The organism is uncultured Phocaeicola sp., from assembly GCF_948499155.1.
Lineage (GTDB): Bacteria > Bacteroidota > Bacteroidia > Bacteroidales > Bacteroidaceae > Phocaeicola > Phocaeicola faecalis.
Window position 1 is genome coordinate 63,457 of the sequence record NZ_CAOOSE010000009.1, and the last position, 23,703, is coordinate 87,159.

Here is a 23,703-nt window from a genome sequence, read left to right on the forward strand (position 1 = left end):
TATACTAACAATACCTCTCATTGACAAGACAACGAATAGCAATTTCCTCAGGAATCCAGTTCTCTCCTCCTTGGTCATACATCAGATTCAAAAGAGCAATGTCATCATTAGGATAAGTCAGATTGCTCTCTTCAAGATAAATAACCTCCACACTCAAATCTTCATGGTTGATTCGTAAGTACGTATCTTCTATATAATTATCTTCGGTTATGCGTTTCTGAACGGCAGCCTGAATATTTTCAACCAGTTGTTCCGCCTGCTTATCATCAAGTTTGTATATTGGTCTCATTCTAATATATTGTTTATTACAAAATTTTCAATAACCTCTATCCCCAAAGTATTCATAATTTCTCGGTTGCTTGGGCTTAGAGAACCTTCCAGAACTAATATAGCTTTGGCATCGGGCATTTCTCCGTGTATGGCAGATTCAGCATCGAGAATTGCCTTGTATTTAACACATTGGAAAAGACCGCGCATTATATCCGAATCAGGAGATGACTTTGGTTTTACCTCGACAGCAATCTTTGAGGAAGGAAACCAAACATCAAGGCGATCTGCCGAAAGTAAGATATATTCATTCGTGCCAATCTCTTTGGCACCGACATTTTGGGGATTATTTGCGATATATTCCTTTAACGCCTTGTGGTCGGCACCTTCACCTCCATATCCATGTACTTTGCCAGATCGAATAGCGGTTTCATTTTCGACAGATACAACTGGTTTCAATCCTAACCGAGACAAAACCCAATCCCAATTCTTGTAATTGATGGCTTCTGAATTTAATTGCCGTACATATTTTTCTCTTTCATCAGCCGACATTTCTTTGTATCTATTTTTCACAAAATCAAAGCCTTCAGACGGCAGTCCAGTTTGGGCATTGCATACAAGACAATTGGGAGTTGGAATATAGACACTAGTTGCTTCCGAAAGGCGTTCAAGTATTGTGTTGAGACATCCGAGTTGATGTCCAATACTTGTATTCTTACCATCTATATACCCAAGTTGCTTGTTTAAATCACTATAGGTTTTATTAGTGCATCCTTTTTTTGCCCAACCTATAAGAATAGGTAATATCTGTCTTACCAATTCATTAGATTTACCAGATTGAGGGCATACCTCATCTATTAAGTAAGTATAGTCGGCAGAATGGAATTGTTCTGTAATGTAATTCAATAGTGCGCTCTTGCTTCTAATGGGAACTTCCATACTTTTCAGTCCGAATTTCTCTAATTGTGGACGATACAAAGCTGTACCATGATATTCTGCCACATAATCTAATGTACAAGTTCTGTCCTTTGGAGCAACTTCATACCAATAAGCACCATCTTTTCTTGGAACATTAACTTCACTTACGACAGTTTTGAAACGAACATATTTTTCATCGGAGACATAGACATATACTATATCCCCGACTTGGAATTTATATTTATTGACCCAACTTATTAACCCCAGTTCTTTCAGGCTTTTTGTGTGGTCACATTTCTTTTCATTAGCGTATACCAACCAGTATTGTCCTGCCATAAATCATTTTCCTTTAGTGTCTAAATTTGCAATAATTAATTCTGTATGCAAAATTACTAAATTTATTGCTAATTAGGTAAAATATAGGCTATTGTCTTACCCTTATACTCATAATTTCCGAAGCACCCCGATAACCGCCCTCACATATCCCGGATCTTCCGCATAGCCGATGTCCCTTAGCCAAAGCAGGTAGTTACCACCTTTGTATTTGTACTGCACTTTTGTAAGGTAGGCACGGACGCTTTCCGTCCAGTGGCCAAATTCGTAATACTTGCCCGTATAAGGATTGGTCAACCCGAAGAGATTGTTTCTATTCCGGCATAATGATGAGCGGAACCAACCTGTTTCCAATATGGCTTGCGCCAATACCACTTTCGGATATAGGATGCCGTTCCGTTTGATTTCCACATAGAGATTGGGTATCGTCAGTTCGGGAAGGCTATTTGGAATACAGTCCCTTTTTGTTGATTTTATGAACGTGCTATCGTTACATTTTTGGGCACCGGGGCTATTGTAGCGTTGATTTTTCGATTTTACCTCAATCGTGTTGTTGATTACGGCTTTGATTGAATCATGTTCTGCTAACTGCTTATTATCAGCAACTAAAGCTGATTTACCCTTGGGAATCGGAGTAACTTCCGACTCTTTGGTAATCGTATAGAACTGAGCCGATGCCGTTACAGGCAAAATCAGTACAAGCAGTGTCCTCAATATCTTGTTGCGCATTTCGTAGGATGGTTTCTATGACAGATACTTTTGTGTCGTACAAGCGGTTACGACCGCAAAATTAACAGTCCAAATATCGTGATATGGAATTACACAACAGAAAACCAACCGAATTACTGCCCTACGAAAAGCTGGCGGTATTGGGAATCGACCGGGAGAAAGCCGACAATTTACCTTTGGAGGTGAAGGAGAAGCTGGTTTCCGGCGAAGTGACCCCCATCGTGCAAGTGTCAATCAGTGCCCGAAATGGTAACTTGATCTCATTGCCTCTCAAACTACAGATGACGGCAGCTCCCAACGGAGAGCCTGCGCTCATCGCCTATCCGGTCAGAGCCGCCCTTGAACGGGAACGCAATCCCATCCTTCGCCTGACGGAGCAGGAAGCCGACCGGCTGGTAAAGGGCGAAGTGTTGCAGAAATCCGTGGAAGTGAACGGAGAAAAGACCCGGCAGTACCTGCAACTTGACCCCGAAACCCAGTCGGTCATCCATCGCAGAGTGACCGACCTCAAACTGGAGCAACAGCTCCGGGAAATGGAAAAGGTCAACGACATCGAGCTGGGTACACAGCAGAAGCAACAGGTACGTGAAGGCAAACCGGTGGAGTTGAATGTCGGGGGCGAGAAAGTATCTGTCGGCATCGACCTCAAAGAGCCGCAAGGTTTCAAAGTCATCAAGGGAGACATGAAAGAGTGGGAACACCAACAGAAGCTCCGCTATGACGAGCAGCATCCCGAATATCTCGGCTATGTGATGACGGACAAGAACCGTTGGGAACACCAACAAGTGATAGACAAGCAATCACGGGAACGGGCATTGAGCCTTCATCCATCAAACAAGGAATCACGTAACACGGGTCTTAAACTATAATCTTATGGCAAAGCAAACCAATAAAGAGAAAGACATCGGACTCATGAAGCAGTTCGATGAAATGAAGCGGAAACATCCTGATGCCATGTTACTGTTCAGGAGCGGAGATTTCTATGAACTCTACAAGCAGGATGCGGTAAAAGCCTCCGTGATACTCGCCATCGACATGGCGGACAGGCTCATTCCCGGAGAAAAGGAAAAGGTGCAGACGGTACGTTTCCCACGCCCGGAACTTGACACCCTGCTACCCAAACTGATCCGGTCAGGAGCAAGGGTCGCCATCTGCGAGCAATCGGAGAACCGGAAAGTTGAAAACAAGGAACAACCCATTTCAAAAGACAGAGATATGGCAAAGAAGAAAGAGAAGGTCGTGCAGGAAGAACCTGTCAAGGCGGTGAAGAACGCCACAGAAGACAAACCTGCCAGAAAAAAGAAAACGGGAACAAAGGCGGAAGCCCAAGCTGAAACCAAGGATGAACAGAAATCCGAAACCAAGCAGGAGCGCAAGCCCCGCGAGCCTCAGATGGTGACAGCCAACGGTGAGAAAGTGACCCACGGTCATGCCTACCAGAGCAAGGAAAAGCCGGAGGAGTGGTACTTCACCGCCAAGATGGACGGCAAGCAGTTGAAGCCGCAGAAGATGGATGCAGTCGACCTTGCCGCCTATCAGAACAAGGAAATGACCGTGCCGCAGTTGATGGAACGCTACTATCCGACCAAACTCCAACCCAAGGTATCGGAAGAGTCTTTCAAGATGCCCAAGTCGATAGCGGGCCCGGAGGGGAACATCACCGTAGAGAAATTCAACGTCTATAAGGAGAAGGACGAGCAACGCCCTGATTACGGCAAATACAAGTTCTACGCACAAATCGGCGATGCCAAGATGTCGGCAGTCGCCTCCCGTCAGGACTTAAACGCCTACTTCGACCGGGTGATAACACCCGCAAAGCTGGTGGAGAAGAACTTCGGTGAGAAGCTGCACCTGAAATCGGCCTACGAGAAATACAGCCTTCCCGAAGGAGTGGATTCCAATGGGGTGCGTGTCGCCAAAGACCGTACCGACAACAAGTGGAAAGTATCTGTCGATATGGGCGACAAAGGAAAAACCTCCAGACAGGAAATCTCCTTCGATGACGGCTATTCGCTCTTCAAGACCAAGACGGCCACCCGTGAGCAGATAGCCGCCAAGTACCTGACCACGGAGATAACCGGTATGCTGGCAGCCCATACCGTCAAGGTGGAGAAATCGGCATCCATCAAAATGTAATCGCAATGTATCACTCATTCAAACAATTAAGCAACGAAAAATTATGGCAACAACAAAGAACCACGAAGAACTGGTAGAACTTCTTCAGGAGGGACGCATCGGCTACCTCCAATTCGTAATGGACGGTGAAGACGCAGAGGATTTTCAGGAGTGGTGCCGTTCGCACGGTACAGACCCTTCGGACGAATCCGCAGAATTTTATGTAGAACAGACGGACATCGCACGGATGGAACGTCAGGTAATGGATGACGAGGATTATGGCATCTGGAACTAACCCGTCAGGCAACTCCGGTCAGGCAGCCATCGACCGCTTCGCCGAAATGATGATTGAGCGGATGCAGCAAATGAAGGATACCGGCTGGAAGAAAGGCTGGATAGGCGGTGCGTCCGGCTATAACGGACTGCCGCAGAACGTGGGCGGCCGGAACTACTCCGGTTCCAACTCGTTCTTTCTCCAGTTGCAGACAGCGGCCAAAGGCTACCAACTCCCGGTCTATCTGACCTTCAAACAGGCGCATAACTTGAAAGCGCACATCCTCAAAGGCGAGAAAGCCTTCCCCGTGGTCTATTGGGACATGATGGTCAAGGACAAGTACGGAAAGCGTGTCAGTTCCGAAGAATACCGGGCGATGAGCAAGGAGGAGAAGAAGGAAATGGAAACCATCCCTTTCGTCAAGGCGTTCCCCGTCTATAACGTGGCGCGTGCGTCCGTAATGGTCGCGTAATAAATATCTCGATAATAAGAGATTAGGTTAGTGTTCAAAGTTTAGAGATAAACAATATACCTATCCCCGACTGACTTACTTGGAGAGGAAACTCAAAGAGAAACACAGCACGTCAGCAAAGCGATAAGTTAGCTAATTGCCAAGCTACGACTGAATTGCAAGGGGAAAGACAGATATGAGGATGAAGCCTGATTGGTTAAACGATAGTTCAGTGACACAAGTTGTAGTTGTGGCGGAAGGCAGTTACATACGTCATATCGTGGTACTACCGCCTATTGAGCCAAGGCGAGTAGCAAGAACAAACCATGACACGGCCGCAATAAGCGGAGAAAAGAACAAAAGTCGCATCCGACAATCTGTTGCCTATCGAAAGATAGACGTTATTACGTGGTTAAACGGAGATTACCTAAATCGGAACGCCGAAAAGCTATGAGGATTTGCCTCTGAATATCCGACAAGGTAACGGAACTCCCGTAGTAGTCCGAGCAAGGGAAAACCTTGTACATGGCGAAGGGGAGTAGTTAGTAACTTTAATACAAACAAAAGAAAACGAGAGATTCGTTATGAGAAATCCAGAGATTGTATTAAACACATTATGCCAGCACAGTAAGGTCTCGGACTATAAGTTTGAGCGACTGTACCGCATTCTGTTCAACAAAGAGATGTTTTTCATTGCCTATCAGCGCATTTATGCAAAGCCAGGCAATATGACTCCAGGCACGGATGGTCAGACCATAGACCAAATGAGCATTGGAAGAATCGAACGTATCATCGAAACACTTAGGAATGAATCCTACAGACCGAATCCTGCAAAAAGGGTGTATATACCAAAGAAGAATGGCAAGAAACGCCCTCTTGGTATACCATCCGTAGAGGACAAGCTTGTGCAGGAGGTAGTTCGGATGATTCTTGAAGCCATCTATGAGGGGCACTTTGAAAGCACCTCTCATGGTTTCAGACCTCATAAGAGCTGCCACACCGCTCTGACAAGCATTCAAAGGACTTTTACAGGTGCAAAGTGGTTTATTGAGGGAGACATAAAAGGCTTCTTCGATAACATAGACCACGATGTGCTTGTCGGCATTATGCAAGAGCGTATTGCAGATGAAAGGTTCCTTCGCCTTATCAGAAAGTTTCTCAAAGCAGGGTACATCGAAGACTGGAAGTACAACAACACGTATTCGGGAACTCCTCAAGGTGGAATAATCAGCCCAATTTTGGCAAATATCTATCTTGACAAATTCGACAAGTACATGAAAAAGTATATTTCACGATTTGACAAAGGGAAAGAAAGGGCTTATAACAAAGAATACTGTTGTCTCAACACGAAAACAGTAAACCTAAGAAAGAAATGGAAAGCGGAAACAGATGAAACTGTAAAAGCTGAATTATTGACGAAAATAAAAGCTATGCAGGAAGAAAAAAACAAGATGACATGCAGACTTCCAATGGATGAAAATTATCGGAGATTGAAATACGTGAGGTACGCTGATGATTTTCTGATTGGAGTTATAGGGTCCAAAGCAGATTGTGAACAAATAAAGGCGAACATCACAGAGTATATGATGAGCAACCTTAAACTTGAACTTTCTGCCGAAAAGACACTCATAACCCATGCGAAAGAGAACGCAAAATTCCTCGGTTTTGACATCACTGTCAGAACATTGGATGTGTTTAAAAGGAACAGCAAAGGAATCAAAAAACGAGAATTTGTTGGCAAGGTCATGCTTATGCTCTCTTCTGAAACAGTGAAACAGAAGCTTCTTAGCTACGATGCTGTAAAGTTTACGAACGAAAACGGCAAAGATGTATGGAAGCCAAAATCACGGGAGAAAATGGTCGGTATGAAGCCTGAAGACATCCTCGCACAATTCAACTTGGAAATCAAAGGCTTCTACAACTATTACTGCATAGCCAACAATGTTTCGTCAACATGTGCCGATTTCGGCTACATTATGGAGTATAGTCTTTATATGACTCTTGGTCAAAAATTAAGAAGACATGTAGGGCAAATCAAAGACAAGTACCGTAAGGGCAAGAATTTTGTCATCCCATATAAGGATGCAAAAGGCAAAGAACGGTTCAGAATACTCTATAAAGAGGGATTCAAACGTAAAAGCGCATTAATGGACGATTTTCTCGACCGTACCCCTTGCACTATGTATGTTCCCAAACCAAGCCTCGCAGAAAGGTTGAAACAGCAAACCTGTGAAATGTGTGGTGCAACTGATACTAACGTCGTGATGCACCATATACGCACTCTTGTTGGGCTAAAGGGAGATACTCCATGGGGCAAGTTAATGTTGTCGAGACATCGTAAGACGCTTGTAGTGTGTGAATCCTGTTATGCTAAAATACAGCTTAATGGAAAATAATGTGAGTTTACTAATGGAGAGCCGTATACATGGAGACATGTATGTACGGTTCGGGGGCAGGTACGGAGAAACCTACTGCCGAAAGGCAAAAAGGCACTCTGTACCGAGCCTACAGACCAATCTGTCGGAGGTACAGCCCGAACGGATGAAGAAACTGAAGGAGAAGTTCAAACTGCCGGAACTTCGTGACACGGAAGGGATGTACGCCCATCCCGCCCTCGACCGCATGATACAGTCGCAGGGATGGCTGTGCCCGATAAAGGCGGACAAGCAGGAAGGAAGTGCCTATTATTCCCCCTCCAAGGACATTGTGGTACTGCCCATGAAGGCGCAGTTCAACATCGGAGGCACGCCGGAGGAGACTTACCGGGGCGGCATGGAGTTTTATTCCACCTTGCTGCATGAAATGACCCATTCGACCATGACACCCGAAAGGCTCAACCGGGAAATGGGTGGCAGGTTCGGCGACCCGAAATATGCGAAGGAGGAACTGGTGGCTGAACTCACGGCCGCCATGATCAGCCATTCCATGGGGTTTGATTCCAAGATTACCGATAACTCCGCTGCCTATCTGGATTCCTGGATCGGGGTATTGAAGAAAGAACCGAAATTCATCGTTTCCATCATGGCAGACGTGAACAAGGCATCCGATATGATACTGGACCATGTGGACAAACAGCGGTTGGCCCTCGGCGAGCAGCCGTACCTTGCCAAGAACGACCCGTTCCTGCCATTGGACCCGAATGAGGAAGTTCCCTTCAAGAACGCCGCCATCGTGAAGACCCGGAACGGTGACTATGCCATCCGCGCATCCTACGATGGTGTGGAGTTGGGGCTGAAAGCCGTTTCCAAGGACACGGCACGTACCTTCTTCCAGCTTACCGACTATAAGGACAAGGAGGCGTTCCTGAACATGACCGCCCGAAAGAGCTACGAGCCGGAACTGGCGATGATGCGCCGCCCGCAGATTCAACACTCCGGGGCAAGGATGGGTATGTGATGTATGACCTATATAATGAATAGGAGAACCGATATGACCGACTACAAAGTCAACTTCAAGAAACTGAAATCGCGTGTGGGTGTCGATGACATCGCGTATGCGTTGGGCTATCGTTTGGACCGGAAGGCTGGTGTGGGCAGATACATCGAACTTGTATTGGGCGATAATGGCAACAAACGTGATACGATTATCGTCAGCAACCCGAACAACAAATCCGCCCAAGCCTATTTCCGCAGGGATGGCTCCAAAGGCGATGTCGTCACGCTCATCCGTGAGAACCTGAACGCCTTTCCTGTGTCCGGCAAGGACGATTGGCAGAAAATTGCCAAGGTACTGGCACGCTTTGCCAATATGCCCGAACCCGAATACCGGGAAGATAGCGACTATGTGAAGTCGGTCAAGTCCGATGCTGTCTTTGACAGCGCACGTTATGAGGTGAAGCCGATAAATCCCGAAAGGATTCCGGCTATCTTCTCTCAGCGTGGTTTTTCTGAAGAAACGGTAAAAGCACTTGCCCCGTTTATCTCATTGATTCGGGACAAACGGAATGAGAAGTTTGACGGCTACAACATCGGTTTTCCCTATACCAATGGCAAGGATGATGCAATCAAGGGTTACGAGATACGGGGACATGGCGGTTACAAGTCCAAGGCGGCAGGTACGGACTCCTCTTCATCCGCATGGGTAGCCGACCTGTCCAATGGCAACAGTGGTATGGTCAAGAGCGTGTTTTTCTGTGAGTCCGCTTTCGATGCGATGGCGTTCTACCAGATGAACCGAACACAATTAGGCTCGGATGTGGCATTGGTATCATTGGGCGGTACATTTTCCGACAAGCAGATTACTGGAGTTATGGCGCGTTTCCCTCATGCCCGTGCCTTCGATTGCTTCGACAATGACCTTGCCGGACGCATTTACGGATTGCGCATGATGGCTCTGTTGGAGGGTGTACCGATGAAAATCAACAGGAAAACGGATGTACTTCAGATAGAAACCAAAGGCAAGACCTTCGAGCTAAACACGGAACGTTCCCTGTTGGCGCAGGTCAGCAAACACCTATCCATCCGTTACAAGATGGGACAATGGTTGCCGCCCAAGGCTTTCAAGGATTGGAACGACTGTCTGCTGAACAGACCGATGGAGGTCATCCATTCCCCTCACAAGGATGAACGTGAACAAAACCTGACCGGGCGCAGAAAGGCCGGTCTTAAAATGTAAGGATTATGAACGGAGTGAAATGGAAACGAACGGCACTGGCAATCCTGCTGCTTGTCGGAGGATTGTCCGGCTACGCCCAACAGACCGACCCGACTCTGACAGCGGCGGTCATGGCGCAGACGGCAGAATTGAAAAGCATCCACAAGAAGCGCAAGAAAACGCAGGAACAGATTATCGCGGCAGAAACAGCCGTAACCGTGGCCCTTGACCGGGTGCATCGTGTCGAGGACAAGATGCTGGAGTATCTGTCGAATGCGCAAGGTGTGGTACAGAACCTGCACCAAATCAAACGGGCGGGAGAACTGGTAACGGTGGAGATACCCCGGAATTGCAGCCTGCTCACAAAGTCGGTGGGCAAGCATTTGAAAGGCACAGTCATCGCCTCGATGGTATCGGACGAATTGACGGACGCGGCCACCCAGATGGCGGCTCTTTATCCCTTCATGAAGCAACTGGTGACTTCGGGCAGTTACGATGTCACCAATCAGGACGGGAACAAGGAGAAGCACAAGGTCAACCTGCTCAGTTCGGCTGAAAGGTACTACATCGCCAACGAGGTGGTGACAAGGCTGGAGGCAATCAACACCGACCTTTTCATACTGGCGTGGCAGGTACGCACCCTCTCGTGGAACGACCTGTGGTTCTCCCTTGACCCGGAGGGATGGGCAAACGTGATGTCGGGCAAGAACATCATCAACGGCATCGTGTCGGAATGGAACCAAGGCTATCTGTTGAAATGGTAGCAAGTAATAATTTGTAAATCAAAAAGAAATGGAATCAGAAAAGAAAATCATAGGATGTTGTCCCTTGTGTGGCGGCAACGTGGTGAAGACCTGTAAAGGTTATCGCTGTGAGCATAACATCGGTGACCAACCGACTTGTGTACTCAATATCAACGGGATTATCGGCAACCGGAAGATGAATGACGGTGAGATTGCCGAACTGTTGGAACAACGCTGCATCCTGTTCGATGGCTTTGTAACCAAAGAGGGCAAATCATTCCCGACCGTCCTGGAACTGGCAAACGATGGAGCAATCAATATGCAGCCGGTCATCGGCAAATGTCCCCATTGCGGCGGTGACATCCGTGTGGGAAGCCGGGCGTTCAACTGCTCTAACTATGCGAATCAAGCTGCCCAATGCAATTTCGCCATCTGGCGCAACATCGGTGGCCATCAACTGACACTGGCGGAAGCGAAAGAGATATGCGAGAAGCAAATCACTTCCTCTGAGCTGGAAATGTACCGCGAGGACGGCTCCATCTATCGCAAGCGGCTGGGGCTTTCCCCTGACAAACTTCAAATCGTGAAGATATGAAACCGGGAGCATTGATAAAAGCCATTCTAATAGCCACCGTCCTGTTTTGGGGTGGTATTGCTTGCTGTTGCTTGGTCGGCTGTTCCGACAATCCGCAGAAACGGGCGGTCGAAGTGGCAAAGACTGCATTGGCGGCTTCGGTTGATAACCCGGAGTCTGTCAAGATTATAGGTATCAGCAAGGTGGATTCCGTGTTCGGCAGGGAGTATGTGACGATGAACGAGCAGATGGCCCTCTCGATGACCCTGATGAAACTCGGTCAGGAGGTGATGAAGGAGGATTGCTTGGAAAGCATCGACCCGGAAAGCTGGGAACTTCCTGAGCGGGTGAAGCAGCGGATGGAAGCGATGACGGCACTCCGTGAACTGGTCAGCACGGGGATGCTTGAAAGTGGAAAATCCGATACCGGCAAGGCAAAACCCTTCAACGGGTGGAAGGTAAAGATTGAGTTTGAGGCGAAAGCCACTGACGGCACTCCTTACCGTTCCGAATACTGGTTCATCTTGGACAAGGAGGCAAACTGCGTGGTCAAATCCTTTGAAATTCCCCTGGCCCTGAAATGAAAAACAACAATCATTAAAACAACAATCAAATGAAAGAACTGATAGAACAACTCGAACCGAAGATGATGGCATTGCTGCAAAATGCCAAGTCTCAAATGGAAAAAGGGAACAAGGCGGCAGGACTTCGTGCCAGACGTATATCGCTCGACATCGAACCAATGCTGAAATTGTTCCGCAAGCAATCCCTTGCCGCTTCTCAGACAAAGGAATAGGACGCTTTTTTCTTCTTGAAACTCTTTGGGGAATCCCGGTGCTTTTGAACGGCATCGGGATTTTCTCTTTTTATTCGGCAGTCATCTTGCATCCGGGATTTTTGATACAAAAATACGGAGTACAGGCACAACGGCAAGTGCCGCCTCGCTTGGCTGTACGGCAAACATCCGGCAGCCTTCCGCAATTTGTGCCAAATTGGGTATTCCGTCCGTTTCCCTTCATCCACACTTGCCTGATGTCCCTCGTGGTACTCCGTGAGGGAGGCATCAAAAAATTCCCCGAAAGCAAGAAGCCACAGGCTTCAAACAAAAGGGAAAAAGAATTAGAAATCAGGAACAATTAAAATTATCGGAACAATGAAAGGAACAGCGCAATTCAAGGAAATCATCAAGAACTATCTTGATAATCGGGCGAAGGAGGATGAACTTTTCCGTGCCAAGTACAAAACCACGATACGCACCATTGACGATGTGGTCACTTTTATACTCAATGAGGTGCAGCAGTCGGGATGTTGCGGATTTTCAGACGAGGAAGTGTTTTCAATGGCGGTTCATGTCATTGATGAACCCAATCTTGAAATCGGCAAACCTTTGCAGTGCGGTGTGGTGGTCAATCACCATATCGAACTGACGGAGGAAGAAAAGGCAGAGCAAAGGAAAGCTGCCCTGAAACGCTATCAGGACGAGGAACTGCGCAAGATACAGCAGCGCAACTCCAGACCCAAGGCGGTCAAACCCCAAGCGACACAACAACCCGAACTTTCACTTTTTGATAACTTTTGAGCCATGAAACCGAGAAACAGATTTGAGAAAGCGGTGGCAGCTTCCAATGAGAGGCTGACCGCCATCAGTGATAAAGCCGAAGAATGGGCAGTACGAAATGTGGTGAAGCATATTGCTTTCCGTACATCGGGGCATAAGTGTACTTGTGGGGATTGTGGTGAGAGATTTGAACACAAGGGAAAAGGAAATGTAACTATCCGTTGCCCTCATTGCGGACATAAAGTCGAAATCATGGACACGCTGAAACGCAAATGGAATGAATCGAACTACTTTTCTACCCTTGAAGCCATTGACGGCTTGCAGGTGCAGAGGGTATTCCTTTTGTCGGCTACCTATCGCAAAGGAAAGCCAATGACAACAGATTGCGGAGAGGTATGCCGTATGTGGCTCAATGCACAAGGCAAGGTAGCGGTCACTGCAAGGAAAAGAATCATGGGGTATTATGTGGACAGCTTCAACTGGGCTTCATCCATTGAACTGAGAAACTTGTACGATGTACACTGGTGCATTTCAGACACCTACATTTATCCCCGTCATTCACTCATCCCCGAACTGAGACGCAACGGACTGAAAGGAAAATTGCCGGATAACTGCCATTTGTGCAGGCTGATGTCGGCTTTATTGTCTGACAATCGGATTGAAACGCTGATGAAAAGTGGAAACCGCAGGGCGGTAGCCTATTTTGTGAACCATCTTCTTGACCTTGATGTGTGTTGGGCATCTTACAAAATAGCCACACGCCACCACTATGTGCCAAATGACTACGGACTGTGGTGTGATACCATCCGCTTGCTTGAAAAGTGTGGCAAGGACATCCGCAGCATGAAATACATCTGCCCGAAAGACCTCAAAGCGGAACACGACCATTGGCTTCACAAGGTCAATGCGATAGAGAAACAGCGCAGGGACAAGGAGAAGCTACAGAGAGCCAAGCAATACGAAGCGGATTTTTACAAGAGCAAATCTTGTTTCTTCGGTATCGTCATCAGCGACAACGACATTGAAATTTCCGTATTGGACTCTTTGGAAGCATACAAGGCAGAGGGTGAACGCATGAAGCATTGCGTGTTCCAATGTGAATACTATGACAAGACAGACTCTATCATCCCGTCGGCTCACGACCTGCAAGGCAACTGCATTGAGACGGTGGAGTTCTCACTCAGCCAAGGCAAGGTGATACAGAGCCGTGGGGTGTGCAACTCCAATACGGAGTATCACGACCGCATCATCAAATTGGTAAACGACAATGCCCACCGCTTCTTGGAGGCAAGGGCAACCGCATAAGTTCCCGATAATTGTTCTGCAATCCCGACTTGCGCTGTGAAGCGTGGGTCGGGGATTTTCGGGAAACAAGAAACGGTCAACAATACGTTGCCGAGAATTAGTTACGAAGCAGGAAATATGATTTCCTGCTTCGTAACTATTACAATAATTATAACATAATCAATTATTTGTTTAGTGATATGAATATTTGACTACGAAAATTAAATTCGGCATCCGAGGAGTTCGTCGCTGTAGCCAGTTTCCATTTTTCCATTATTTACTAGAACAGAGACACCGTCTTCTGTCCAATCCACGTCACATTCAATTGCATAACTTCCATCTTTGAAAAAAAGAATCTCTTGGATTTTTACGTGATTTAGAAGTTCATTTACCGCTTTCTCCAAATTGGTGGGCAATCCCGACTCCGAATCTTTTACCACAAACATTGCAAGCCTAACTAAAGACTCCTCACTCACTTCCTTTAAGTTCCTAATAAAAGATTCATAAGCCTTTTTTTGTGCATCCGTAGGCTTATCTTCCGGATAGGCTGAGACACGAATCTTTAAGTCTCTATCAGCTCCCCATAAATGGAGCTGTTCTTGCTTTACCCAGCCACGCTTGAACGTCATGGCTCCGAATACATTATCTTCCATATTTTTATGCTTGAGTTTCTGCTTGTTTATTCTTTAATATCGAAATACCACCAGTATGAGGTACATTGTGATGTACCTCTCGCGGCACTTTCTGCATCGTTTTGCAGTCTTGTTTTTCATGCCACGTATAATTGTGGTCACTTCTCCACTGTTGCACTTCTTCCATTGTACACCCTCTCTGTTCGGCTAATTTTTGATCAGCTTGGTCAAAATTACCGCCAGCACCGAAACGGTCTGTAGAGAAATCATCAATTTCCACTGTGCCCTTCGACACTTCAGAAAAATCCGGTTCTCCGTCATTAAAAGGAATTCCATCTATGCCGTAATTCTTTAGAATGTCATCCCATGTACGACCATCAGGATTAGCTGAGGAAGGAACTTCATCGCTATTTGGATGCCATGTTGAATCTCCTTTTTTACCTTCCCAAGTTCCGGTACGAGGAAGTCGATTATTGAATACCCCGTCCGCCTTGGATATATCAAGCGGAGATTTTGATGGATTCAAATCCGATGGATTTATAGTCTCGACTATCTTTCCGAGATTAGAAAATTTATCCGTCAATTGACGGCTACTTTCTGGGTTTAAAAATCCTGCCATTATATTTGAGGTTTATATATTGTTCTTTGTTTCATTAACTTGTTAAACATTAAAGACGATTCTGGAAATCGTTTTAGCATGTCAAACGCTAAAATAATAGCAGCGTTTTTCATACCTAACTTTGAGCGTAAAAGGGTACTGTCAATGCCTTCACAGTTGAATTTAGGCTCTATATCAAACCGAATCCAAGCGGCAAGCATATCATGTGGCTCTCCTTCCAGAGAGAAAAGTCTATCTACGGTTTCGTCAAACCCAGAATCTTGAGAATAACCTTCCTTAAGAAGGGCTTGAATGATGTTGTCTTTTACCATACCTATGCCCAATTTCCGTTAATCATATCTTTTGTAATCTCCCTTACGACAGTGGTCGCGGCATAATTTGAATCAATCTCCAAGGGATTATAAATATACCCCCAAGGATCATATACATAAGGCGAATCAATTGTATATTTTTCAAATCCCGTCTTCCATTCTTTGCGTACATCGTCCGAAATATTATGCAACCCACGTACAGCTTCAAATTGGTATTGGTGCCGCAATTCATGGGTAATGGTATCAATCAGTTCTATGGGAGAAACATGATTGTCGTTTAGATAATGACGGTTTAGATGTATGCTGCCATCTCCATTATTGTAACCTAATAGAGAAGGTGACATATCTTCAAAATATACTCCCTTATAGCAATTGAGCTCAAAAGCTTTTGCTACTCGGTTTGCATATTCCTTTATCATTGATTCTTTTGTCTCTGGCGAAAGAGAATCCCAGTCTCTAAATATCTCCGGGGAAAAAATATCTTCCGCTGCGTCTACACATTCTGAAATTCCAAAATCACGAGTTTCCTTTGGGACGAGCTGCTCTCTATTTAAAAGCAACTCGTTCCAGGTGGAAACGTGTTTGGTCTCCAATGGAGTTACGGATGAATTGAAGAATCGTTCAATCATTACTATAAATGGTAGTTTTCACGGAAATCTTTTTCCCAAACATCTACAATGTGGCGGCGAGTTTGATTGCCTTGTCCCCAATCCTCAAGCAGACATTGCAGAAGGTTAATGAGCATACTATCTGAAGCCTCAATTTTAGATTTAATCAAAGACTTCATTTGCTTATTGAGGTCAGGAAAATCCTTAGCTTCTGAAGTAAGTCGTTCAACGTCACCTTGCACACCAAAAACTCTTGAGACGAGAGTAGATAATCGAGAAAATTCTGATTCTTTCCACAACTCTATTTTCCCGTTCTCATTATATTCTTTGAGTAATTCCATTATTTCGATATGGAGTTGTGTGGGAAGATTGAGCGATGATAACTCCTTCTTTAGATTATCTACATCTTCAAGTGCGTAATCATCTTTCACTCTACTCTTCATCAGGAATTTCAGAATATCAAGTAAGGCGTTAGGATTACTGTCGGGCTGAACATTATCTGGAGATGTGTCAAATTTTACTCTTCCGCTCTCTTCAATCATAGCGATTTTGCAAAGTACCGGACTTACCCAATTGTTTTGATAGACAACTGCCACACCAGTTGGAAGCTTAGCTATCTCATCAATCTGGTTTTCCTTCAAGCCTGCTGCTTTCCCTGAGATAGTTCTGTCATCTCCATCGGGAAGTCTCATTATAATCTTAGTGTTCGTATTCTTTATCGCCGCAGGATCAACAGATGTAGGAGATTGGTCTACAATGACGAAGCCTTCACCATACGTACGCATTTCAGCGATGGCATTCGTAATCATCTCGACTGATTTACCAGCGACATTGCTACCTTCCATTGACTGTTCTGTCGAGATGCGCTTAAGAATGTTATGAGCCTCTTCCAATACGGTGAGATGGCGTAATCCTTGGTTTACCTCGGAAGCAGAAACCATCCGATACTCACTCAATCGCATGATAAGGAGACCCATTATGAGTGCCTTTGTTTCTTGTGACCCGACGCGACTGAGGTCTATGATTGCGTCTTCATCAAATAGAACTTGATCAGAGAGTTCCTTAGCGGAAAATATTTCTCCGTTAATTCCATTGGTAAGGGATTCTACTCTTGTAACGAGAGAGCCAACATAGTTTCCCTTCACCTCCTCTGAGTAAGCGGACGCATTGATGGCTAATTCTAACTCCACAAGAAGGTCTGAAAATGACGGAAAAATGTCATAGGCCTCAGAATGCTTGTTTGATGAGCGATACAGATCCCATCCACAATTTTCGTATGCCTTCAGCATGGCTTTCTTTAACACAGCAGGCATCGCCGCATACATTGGCCAACATACATTGAAAATTTCTGTTAGTCGGTCAATATGTTCCAGAACGTGTATGCCTTTCGGGAAACGGAATGGGTTAATACGTAGAAGGGGCATAAGCATCGGATTTGTTCCAAATACATGGGCGTTCCCGAATACATTCTTATACTCACCCTTAGCGGGTTCAATTATAAGGAAGGATGCTCCTGCTCGTTTGGCTTCAGAGATAAGCTTATATACAGACTCACTTTTGCCGCAACCGGTTGAGCCGGTAACGAAGATATGCTGGGTTAAACTTTTGGCATCGAGTTTGACCGCATTTTCTTTATGCTCTACTCCTTGATCATAAATTGAACCTAAATGTAATGGGCGCTTCGGCGTTATTGAGCTGTGTCGTACGACTTCCTTTGCAAGAGACACATGTTCCACAACAGGAAAACCCGGAACAGATTTGCGTGGCAAACCCATGAGCATTGACAATTCTTTACTGCTAAGAAGAGAAGAATTGTCAACCGGTATTCCAGAAACACCAATATTTGATTTGTAATCAAAAATAGGATGCAGGAATCGACAGACTGTATTGGTTAATAAGGATACTTTCTTCTCTTCCTCAGCGGAATTATTTCCAATCCATGTATTGACAGCAGAAGCTTCTACACCAGATGTTTCACCTTGCATGATTGAACGGAAAATTGCTGCTCCGGTCTCTGCTGATGCTAAATCATTGTCATAGGAAAAGAAATATGATGATGCAGACCACAAACCGGTACTTTCAGACATCGCAATTCTTTCCAATTGTTTGTCGATTCGCTTCTGTAGCTCTTCAATATGTTTGTTGTGAAGAGTAAGAGTGAAATTTTTGCCGCCAGAAATCGTAGCCGTTTGCCCATTCGACTCAGTGAAAGATTCCGTGCGAGATGTACCATGTGCACTGCTATAGTTTTTACTGGTTGAATCACTGGTATTTGTTCCTTCAGAGTTATTAGTATTCGTACCAACGGTATCAGAGTAGCCTTTTGTCTTTTGTTTACCAGATGCTCCAGCGGCACCTAAAGCCGCTCCTCCTACTAATGCAAGTCCGGCAGGCACCCCAATGCCGGTAGCCATCAATGCTACGCCACCTACTGCGGCTAAGGCACCGCCAACAATACTAGCAGCCTTCGCAAGACCTCCTTTTTTACTTTCGCTATAATTGTCTGTATGAGATGTTGAAGTTCCCTCTGCATGGGTAAATGAACGCCCTTCGGTATGAGTATTAGTGTAACCCTCTGTCTGGGTATCCGATGTTCCATTAGAAATCCCCTTGCTACGAGTTATAGCATTAGCAAGAGATTCATTCGTGGTATAAGCTATTTGTTGTGTGGCTACAGCGGAAAGCTGGGTATAAAGATTTTCGTAGCCTTGACGAATTTCAGAAATTCCAGAAGGGGTGACATTATTGGCTAATATAATCGCTGTATAACGACGCCCCTGCATTGCAGTTGCCAACTTTTCTATACCTTGTACATAGTTAGAGTTAGTATATGCACCGTCTTCATCCTTAAATGAAGGAACGCCGGCACAAGAACTAATCGAAGTGGCTTCAGATATTTTTTTCAAAAGAATCTCTTGATCCGAACGGCGTTCGCCTTCTTCGACGATGGAGCAGTCAACCATCGAAATACCGGGGAACTGTCCTTTTACTGAGGATTTAAAAGTTTCAGCTACAGATCTTCCGGTTTTCTTATCGTCGGAATTTTTAACTCCGAGATAGAAATCTGCATGATCAGAATATCCATCAACGATAAGAAATATTGAACAGTCAGCATATGTCATGGCACTAAAAGCACTGATGAATTTGTCGGTGGCAAACTCATCTTTTTCATATGCCATTCGGCTAATTTTATAGATGATTACGTCTTCACCTATTTTAGCTTGGGTATTTGGAATAAGATCCAAATTCTCCAGTTTCGTAAGATACTGCTTAAGAACCACGTCATCAACAACACTCAGTGCTTCAGCCGCATTATGAAGGTATGATTGAAGCTCCGAGGCATTTTTACGACTAAGTTCTGATTTTGATGGGAAATCTATCGGTTGGGATGAAACAGGAAGAATGTCATTGGGCTTGACTTCTTTAACCGATGTCAACTCTTTAGGTTTATCAATAGAATCAGACATAAATGATTCTATTGATGAACTCGCAGGCTTTTTAAATTTATCGTATATAGTACTCATTTTTTGTTGTCATTTATGATGAGAAGGACTCCACCAACAAGAACCGCTCCTCCTAAAACAGTTAGCAATGTCTTTCCAAGACTTATGCCTACAATAGTCAAGATGGCTCCTCCGGTTGTAACAGTAGCAGAAACAGGCTTCGCAACAATTTTCTTCTGATTTGTTGAGGATGTTTTAGGCTCTTCATGTTTTGGTGACATTTCTTCTTTTTCAAGATCATCCGCTTTGGCTTTACCCACTTTTTCAATCACGGCTTGATAGAAAGCAAGTTTCTCTTTAGAGAAATTTGAGTCCAAATCATTCTTAACGACAAAAAGGAAGTCCTCATCCCAATCATCATGAGGTGGAACAAAGTAATTCGCCTCTTTGTTTTCTTCAAAAAGGTTTGGAAGTTTGCTCATTGCATATGTGAGCATTTCTTTGAAGGATACTCCTCGGGGATCGAGGAGAAGCTCATTTGTCAAATCTAGGCGTACACTTTTAACGTTGCTATTATCTACATCTTTTATAAAATCCTTATCCATAATAATTTTATTTAAAAGTTGATTAATTCATTGACACGCTTAATGATTGACTCCATCCATTTCAGATTAGACTCTTGATGTTCAATTTCCTTTTGTGTCTGAGCTGCGGAGTTGGTACTCTTTTTGAGTTCTTCAAGCTTCCGCTGGAGCAGAGTGTCAATTTTGTTAAGATAATCTTTGAGAGATTTTTTGATACGAACAGATTCCGACTGTGCATGGTTCGTGACAGCTTGTTTAGCATCAATAAGCTGTTGCTGGAGAGGTTTCATGTATTCCTTGACAACAGATGACATATCAACGTAGTCGACGTTATTGGCTATATGGACAGAATATGATTCGGTTTTTGTCTCATATCTGTCAGTACCCCAATTCCAAGGAGTCCAGAACCAATTTGTCTTCTTTTCTCCTCTAACCTGCCTTTGTCTTGTTTCATCGTGTCCTTCATCAACCGTTGTCACATTGTTTGATATAATACGGTTGACATCCGCAAGCTCTTCTGCAACAAAATCAAGGGGATGAAGGCCTAACTCATTTTTAGCTGATGAAAGCCCCAATGCTTCAAGATAATTCTGATATTCCATGATAATATCTGACATCAGATTCTTGTATGCTTTTTCAAGGATTCTTCCAACACGTGAGTCAAGTTGGTTCAATATCTCGTAACTCTCTTTTTCTACAGCTTCAACCTGACGGATAGCTTCACTTTTACGAACTTTTGTCGACTTTGAATGTCTGAATATAATCTTGTCGATTTTTGTTTTTGTGGCATTGATATATTCATCAATTTCTTCGGTGACGTTGCCCGAAAGGTCTTTACGGTCAATCAGCTTTGATAAAGTCTGGGCAGATTTACCGGACTCTATTTTAGTCTTGATTTCCTCTATCTGCTTGTCTAATTGAACTTTCCTATCTTTGTTTTGCCGAATCTCAGATTGGAGAGATGCGACAGCTTTCAATTCGTTTAGGCGGTCGTTAAACGAATCTACCAAATCTTTCACTTTTATAGCTCGTGCATATTTGTTGATATACAGACCGATGGCCTGCTCAATCGAGACTATGCCACTATGAACCTCCACACGGTCTTCCGGCTTCAAGTTTTGAAGAATTTCTTCAATATCATGACGCACACTGAGAGGAAGATTGTTATATTGATAGTAGGCATCAAATTTCATTTCGGAGTATTCTTCCAACCTCGGAATGAAGATAGGTAGAACGCTCTGTGATACATCAGTACGACATTCTAATGCCGCCTGTGCCGATACAGGAAAAAGATTTGGAGATGTAATCTTATTATCAAGTAGCACATCTTTTGCTGTGTCTAATGCCTCGCTTGGATTATCATCTTCTGGATTGAAGCTATCCATTTTGTTTATAGCGAAGATATATCGCTCCCTGGACTGCTTCCCACCTTTTTCCATACATTCACATACAAAATCCATGAGATTCTTTTGGTCATCTACATTTAGTTGAGTCGCATTCATGACAAAAAGGACGAGAGATTTATCAGAATCCGCAAGCATATCATATGTCATACGCCTATGGTTTTCGTCCCTTGAATTGTTCGGCCCCGGAGTGTCAACAAGCACAAGGCGCATACCTACGCTTTCTACACATGGGATTCTACCATGTATGTCAATTGATGAAATGGATGTGTCTTTATTCCATTCCTTCATGGTGCGGTAAGTTATATTGGGATCTTCTTTTATGAGTTTCCCGTTAGCATCGTATGCTTTAGCTGAAAAATCATCCTGCTCAGTGTTGATTATTTTGACAATAGTTGCAGTTGTGGCCATATTTGCCACAGGCATGAGCTTCTTTCCAAGAATAGCGTTGATGAGTGTTGATTTGCCGGAACTCATGGTAGCTACGACGTTAACCTCAAATTCAGAATTTTTTGCCTTCTGGAACGCTTCACGAATAGTTTTGTCACGAAGTTGCTCAACAGGTCCGTTTTGAATAGCTTTGAAAATCTCGTCAACTTTCTTCTCAACGTCGCTCACGCTGTCTTGTATATGAGTCGGGACAAATGTCCATTGAAAACTTTTGGAAGCAGTAAGAGCCTCTTTTAAGTCTTCAAAGTCCGATTGAGTTCCTGTGAACTCTATACAGAAATTACGGTCGCTGCATTCATCCAGCAGAATCTGTGCAAGACGAGCTGACCACTCTTGTATCCTAAGTTTTCCGAAGTTCAACTTACTGTTGGACTTCGGAGCCTTCCCATCTACTTGAATCGTTGTTTCAAGTAGGTATGGATTGTATTTTATTTTTATAGTTTTCATTGTGTAACAATTATGGTTTCTAAGTATGTTAAGCCAGTTCTAGCATAATAATCATTTTCTCTCGATGGGGTGCTATAATAATATGATCCTAAATCATAGAACGGTTGATCCATCTTTCTTTTATACTCATTCATTTCTGCATTCTCAACCTTAGAAAGAGTGTCACCATTGTCTGCTTTCTTAAATAGAAGTGCAGCCTTAGCAGAAAATGGAATTACCTCTGCTTTTGTCTTCAACTCTTTCAAGACAGACTTGAAATGATTGATGCTTTCTTCTATAGAGTCATCATCTGGGTCAAATCTATCAAACTGATTTAGAACAAAGATTTTTTTCTTCCCTCTTACCTTTGCCACCATACCGACAAGCGATTTTGATTCGTCACTTTCCATATAGCCACTATTAACTACACAAATAATAGCATCGTAACTTTTTGAACGAATCTCCTTTTCGGTAAGTTCTTTGTGGCGTTTGTCATATGCATAGTTTATACCTGGGGTGTCAATGAAGATTATAGGCTTATTATTAAGCCCTCCCTCAAAGTTTAGTCCAATCATCGGAGAATCACTTAATGCATTCTCAATATGGTCTGACACTATACATGTGTTATCATCACCATAAATCACAAAATCTCGGTCTGGACGATTGCAGAAGTTCGTCACGGAAGATGTGCAGACCGTAGCCTTTACTTTAGCTACTCTATGACCAATCAAAGCATTTATTAGTGTAGACTTACCGGAACTCATTGTCCCTACCACCAGTACACGGATGAAACCATTCTCTTTGAATCTAGTTTCATCGTAAACAATCTGTTTTAACTCAGGAGGAAGCAAATCACCATTGCCATTGGAATAGAACCATGATTTCGCGTCATTAACGAATTTCCTACTTGATTTTTTAATTAGCTTTTCAAGTACGTGTGTATTCGAACTGGTTTCAATGGGGAACTTAGAAAGATTACATATCCTATAAAAGTCCCACCAAAATGAATCCACCATGCGGAAAAACTTGAAACCCTCTCGTTTCAATGAGGTGGCTCGTTTGAATGCATCCAATCCTGAAATCTTGAAATCCACATGTTCCAAGTGTCCTCTGTTATGAAGATAATCGTAGAAGAGTTCGTCATTAATGTCCTTGACATAGGAGGGGATTCGGACAGTGGCATTGTTAATCCAAATATCCTCGATATTGACATTGCTCAGTTTTCTATTTATCATCTCCAAAGCAACTTTAGCTTTTTGATTGTTGGGCATAAAAAAGCTAAGGAGTTCTCCAAGGCCACGAACATATTCCTCTCGATGTTTTATATTATACCGCTCAATGGGATGATGAGTTGGGTTAAATTTAGATGTTATGAAGTCTATCATTAC

The 23,703-nt window shown here is 44.2% G+C and carries 22 protein-coding genes and 2 pseudogenes; 13 read left to right on the top strand and 11 right to left on the bottom strand.

The features are described 5' to 3' along the window. Positions 1 to 4 precede the first annotated feature (4 nt). The 3 genes from QYT14_RS08840 to QYT14_RS08850 form a co-directional block, all read right to left on the bottom strand. On the bottom strand, positions 5 to 289 hold the full coding sequence (locus tag QYT14_RS08840) for a hypothetical protein (RefSeq protein ID WP_288324454.1): 285 nt from the start codon (positions 287 to 289) through the stop codon (positions 5 to 7). Beyond that, entirely contained in the window at positions 286 to 1,521 is a 1,236-nt protein-coding gene (locus QYT14_RS08845) for a hypothetical protein (protein WP_288324453.1), read from the bottom strand. Before QYT14_RS08845 ends, QYT14_RS08840 begins: the two co-directional genes overlap by 4 nt. Positions 1,522 to 1,629: 108 nt before the next feature. Beyond that, positions 1,630 to 2,247 (bottom strand): glucosaminidase domain-containing protein, encoded by a 618-nt coding sequence (locus tag QYT14_RS08850; protein WP_288324452.1) that lies wholly within the window; start codon positions 2,245 to 2,247, stop codon positions 1,630 to 1,632. An 83-nt stretch (positions 2,248 to 2,330) separates the two neighbouring features. On the opposite strand from QYT14_RS08850, the gene QYT14_RS08855 reads away from it, so the two are divergent. From QYT14_RS08855 to QYT14_RS08915, 13 genes and pseudogenes are all read left to right on the top strand, one after another. After that, on the top strand, positions 2,331 to 3,116 hold the full coding sequence (locus tag QYT14_RS08855) for a DUF4099 domain-containing protein (protein ID WP_288324451.1): 786 nt from the start codon (positions 2,331 to 2,333) through the stop codon (positions 3,114 to 3,116). Positions 3,117 to 3,120: 4 nt separating this feature from the next. Beyond that, a complete protein-coding gene (locus QYT14_RS08860; protein ID WP_288324450.1) occupies positions 3,121 to 4,383 on the top strand; it encodes a DNA mismatch repair protein MutS in 1,263 nt (420 codons plus the stop codon). A gap of 43 nt (positions 4,384 to 4,426) precedes the next feature. Further along, positions 4,427 to 4,657, top strand: coding sequence for a hypothetical protein (locus QYT14_RS08865; RefSeq protein WP_077154080.1), 231 nt, complete (start codon positions 4,427 to 4,429; stop codon positions 4,655 to 4,657). Beyond that, positions 4,641 to 5,096 (top strand): annotated as a pseudogene (locus QYT14_RS08870) (ArdC family protein); the annotation flags it as partial. The gene QYT14_RS08865 and the pseudogene QYT14_RS08870, both read left to right, overlap by 17 nt. Before the next feature lie 575 nt (positions 5,097 to 5,671). Beyond that, positions 5,672 to 7,483 (top strand): group II intron reverse transcriptase/maturase, encoded by a 1,812-nt coding sequence (gene ltrA, locus QYT14_RS08875; RefSeq protein WP_288324449.1) that lies wholly within the window; start codon positions 5,672 to 5,674, stop codon positions 7,481 to 7,483. A gap of 106 nt (positions 7,484 to 7,589) precedes the next feature. Continuing rightward, a pseudogene (locus tag QYT14_RS08880) lies at positions 7,590 to 8,483 on the top strand (zincin-like metallopeptidase domain-containing protein); the annotation flags it as partial. 33 nt (positions 8,484 to 8,516) lie between these two features. Next, entirely contained in the window at positions 8,517 to 9,701 is a 1,185-nt protein-coding gene (locus tag QYT14_RS08885) for a toprim domain-containing protein (protein WP_288324518.1), read from the top strand. A 5-nt stretch (positions 9,702 to 9,706) separates the two neighbouring features. Then, positions 9,707 to 10,444, top strand: a complete 738-nt coding sequence (locus QYT14_RS08890) for a hypothetical protein (protein WP_288324448.1) — start codon at positions 9,707 to 9,709, stop codon at positions 10,442 to 10,444. A 28-nt stretch (positions 10,445 to 10,472) separates the two neighbouring features. Next, positions 10,473 to 11,018, top strand: coding sequence for a type IA DNA topoisomerase (locus QYT14_RS08895; RefSeq protein ID WP_288324447.1), 546 nt, complete (start codon positions 10,473 to 10,475; stop codon positions 11,016 to 11,018). Beyond that, positions 11,015 to 11,581: a hypothetical protein gene (locus QYT14_RS08900; RefSeq protein ID WP_288324446.1), complete on the top strand. Its 567-nt coding sequence runs from the start codon at positions 11,015 to 11,017 to the stop codon at positions 11,579 to 11,581. The genes QYT14_RS08895 and QYT14_RS08900 overlap by 4 nt, the downstream gene beginning before the upstream one ends. A 29-nt stretch (positions 11,582 to 11,610) precedes the next feature. Next, the gene (locus QYT14_RS08905) at positions 11,611 to 11,793 is read left to right on the top strand and encodes a histone H1 (RefSeq protein ID WP_288324445.1); all 183 of its coding nucleotides are present in this window, start codon (positions 11,611 to 11,613) and stop codon (positions 11,791 to 11,793) included. A 357-nt stretch (positions 11,794 to 12,150) separates the two neighbouring features. After that, positions 12,151 to 12,576 (top strand): PcfK-like family protein, encoded by a 426-nt coding sequence (locus QYT14_RS08910; protein ID WP_288324444.1) that lies wholly within the window; start codon positions 12,151 to 12,153, stop codon positions 12,574 to 12,576. A gap of 3 nt (positions 12,577 to 12,579) precedes the next feature. Beyond that, the gene (locus QYT14_RS08915) at positions 12,580 to 13,860 is read left to right on the top strand and encodes a PcfJ domain-containing protein (protein WP_288324443.1); all 1,281 of its coding nucleotides are present in this window, start codon (positions 12,580 to 12,582) and stop codon (positions 13,858 to 13,860) included. Between the two features lie 200 nt (positions 13,861 to 14,060). Here the strand turns inward: QYT14_RS08915 and QYT14_RS08920 are convergent, their stop codons facing one another. From QYT14_RS08920 to QYT14_RS08955, 8 genes are read right to left on the bottom strand one after another with little or no spacing between them, the layout of a single operon-like run. Next, positions 14,061 to 14,492 (bottom strand): hypothetical protein, encoded by a 432-nt coding sequence (locus QYT14_RS08920; protein ID WP_288324442.1) that lies wholly within the window; start codon positions 14,490 to 14,492, stop codon positions 14,061 to 14,063. Between the two features lie 4 nt (positions 14,493 to 14,496). After that, positions 14,497 to 15,090 (bottom strand): HNH endonuclease, encoded by a 594-nt coding sequence (locus tag QYT14_RS08925; protein ID WP_288324441.1) that lies wholly within the window; start codon positions 15,088 to 15,090, stop codon positions 14,497 to 14,499. Continuing rightward, positions 15,090 to 15,401: a hypothetical protein gene (locus QYT14_RS08930; protein WP_288324440.1), complete on the bottom strand. Its 312-nt coding sequence runs from the start codon at positions 15,399 to 15,401 to the stop codon at positions 15,090 to 15,092. The genes QYT14_RS08925 and QYT14_RS08930 overlap by 1 nt, the downstream gene beginning before the upstream one ends. A gap of 2 nt (positions 15,402 to 15,403) precedes the next feature. Further along, positions 15,404 to 16,030: a hypothetical protein gene (locus QYT14_RS08935; protein ID WP_288324439.1), complete on the bottom strand. Its 627-nt coding sequence runs from the start codon at positions 16,028 to 16,030 to the stop codon at positions 15,404 to 15,406. 2 nt (positions 16,031 to 16,032) lie between these two features. Next, positions 16,033 to 19,533, bottom strand: coding sequence for a DUF87 domain-containing protein (locus QYT14_RS08940; RefSeq protein WP_288324438.1), 3,501 nt, complete (start codon positions 19,531 to 19,533; stop codon positions 16,033 to 16,035). Then, entirely contained in the window at positions 19,530 to 20,057 is a 528-nt protein-coding gene (locus QYT14_RS08945) for a hypothetical protein (RefSeq protein WP_288324437.1), read from the bottom strand. Before QYT14_RS08945 ends, QYT14_RS08940 begins: the two co-directional genes overlap by 4 nt. Before the next feature lie 11 nt (positions 20,058 to 20,068). Continuing rightward, positions 20,069 to 22,336: a dynamin family protein gene (locus QYT14_RS08950; RefSeq protein ID WP_288324436.1), complete on the bottom strand. Its 2,268-nt coding sequence runs from the start codon at positions 22,334 to 22,336 to the stop codon at positions 20,069 to 20,071. Then, positions 22,333 to 23,700: a dynamin family protein gene (locus tag QYT14_RS08955; RefSeq protein ID WP_288324435.1), complete on the bottom strand. Its 1,368-nt coding sequence runs from the start codon at positions 23,698 to 23,700 to the stop codon at positions 22,333 to 22,335. The genes QYT14_RS08950 and QYT14_RS08955 overlap by 4 nt, the downstream gene beginning before the upstream one ends. Positions 23,701 to 23,703: the final 3 nt, after the last annotated feature.

What these genes read in the sequence shown, in the direction of transcription:
- QYT14_RS08915 (WP_288324443.1), top strand. Translation starts at nt 12,580, where the DNA reads ATGAAACCGAGAAACAGATTTGAGAAAGCGGTGGCAGCTTCCAATGAG.
- QYT14_RS08900 (WP_288324446.1), top strand. Translation starts at nt 11,015, where the DNA reads ATGAAACCGGGAGCATTGATAAAAGCCATTCTAATAGCCACCGTCCTG.
- QYT14_RS08865 (WP_077154080.1), top strand. Translation starts at nt 4,427, where the DNA reads ATGGCAACAACAAAGAACCACGAAGAACTGGTAGAACTTCTTCAGGAG.
- QYT14_RS08905 (WP_288324445.1), top strand. Translation starts at nt 11,611, where the DNA reads ATGAAAGAACTGATAGAACAACTCGAACCGAAGATGATGGCATTGCTG.
- QYT14_RS08925 (WP_288324441.1), bottom strand. Translation starts at nt 15,090, where the DNA reads ATGGCAGGATTTTTAAACCCAGAAAGTAGCCGTCAATTGACGGATAAA.
- QYT14_RS08940 (WP_288324438.1), bottom strand. Translation starts at nt 19,533, where the DNA reads ATGAGTACTATATACGATAAATTTAAAAAGCCTGCGAGTTCATCAATA.
- QYT14_RS08950 (WP_288324436.1), bottom strand. Translation starts at nt 22,336, where the DNA reads ATGAAAACTATAAAAATAAAATACAATCCATACCTACTTGAAACAACG.
- QYT14_RS08850 (WP_288324452.1), bottom strand. Translation starts at nt 2,247, where the DNA reads ATGCGCAACAAGATATTGAGGACACTGCTTGTACTGATTTTGCCTGTA.
- QYT14_RS08920 (WP_288324442.1), bottom strand. Translation starts at nt 14,492, where the DNA reads ATGGAAGATAATGTATTCGGAGCCATGACGTTCAAGCGTGGCTGGGTA.
- QYT14_RS08935 (WP_288324439.1), bottom strand. Translation starts at nt 16,030, where the DNA reads ATGATTGAACGATTCTTCAATTCATCCGTAACTCCATTGGAGACCAAA.
- QYT14_RS08930 (WP_288324440.1), bottom strand. Translation starts at nt 15,401, where the DNA reads ATGGTAAAAGACAACATCATTCAAGCCCTTCTTAAGGAAGGTTATTCT.
- QYT14_RS08895 (WP_288324447.1), top strand. Translation starts at nt 10,473, where the DNA reads ATGGAATCAGAAAAGAAAATCATAGGATGTTGTCCCTTGTGTGGCGGC.
- ltrA (WP_288324449.1), top strand. Translation starts at nt 5,672, where the DNA reads ATGAGAAATCCAGAGATTGTATTAAACACATTATGCCAGCACAGTAAG.
- QYT14_RS08910 (WP_288324444.1), top strand. Translation starts at nt 12,151, where the DNA reads ATGAAAGGAACAGCGCAATTCAAGGAAATCATCAAGAACTATCTTGAT.
- QYT14_RS08890 (WP_288324448.1), top strand. Translation starts at nt 9,707, where the DNA reads ATGAACGGAGTGAAATGGAAACGAACGGCACTGGCAATCCTGCTGCTT.
- QYT14_RS08860 (WP_288324450.1), top strand. Translation starts at nt 3,121, where the DNA reads ATGGCAAAGCAAACCAATAAAGAGAAAGACATCGGACTCATGAAGCAG.
- QYT14_RS08955 (WP_288324435.1), bottom strand. Translation starts at nt 23,700, where the DNA reads ATGATAGACTTCATAACATCTAAATTTAACCCAACTCATCATCCCATT.
- QYT14_RS08845 (WP_288324453.1), bottom strand. Translation starts at nt 1,521, where the DNA reads ATGGCAGGACAATACTGGTTGGTATACGCTAATGAAAAGAAATGTGAC.
- QYT14_RS08885 (WP_288324518.1), top strand. Translation starts at nt 8,517, where the DNA reads ATGACCGACTACAAAGTCAACTTCAAGAAACTGAAATCGCGTGTGGGT.
- QYT14_RS08945 (WP_288324437.1), bottom strand. Translation starts at nt 20,057, where the DNA reads ATGGATAAGGATTTTATAAAAGATGTAGATAATAGCAACGTTAAAAGT.
- QYT14_RS08840 (WP_288324454.1), bottom strand. Translation starts at nt 289, where the DNA reads ATGAGACCAATATACAAACTTGATGATAAGCAGGCGGAACAACTGGTT.
- QYT14_RS08855 (WP_288324451.1), top strand. Translation starts at nt 2,331, where the DNA reads ATGGAATTACACAACAGAAAACCAACCGAATTACTGCCCTACGAAAAG.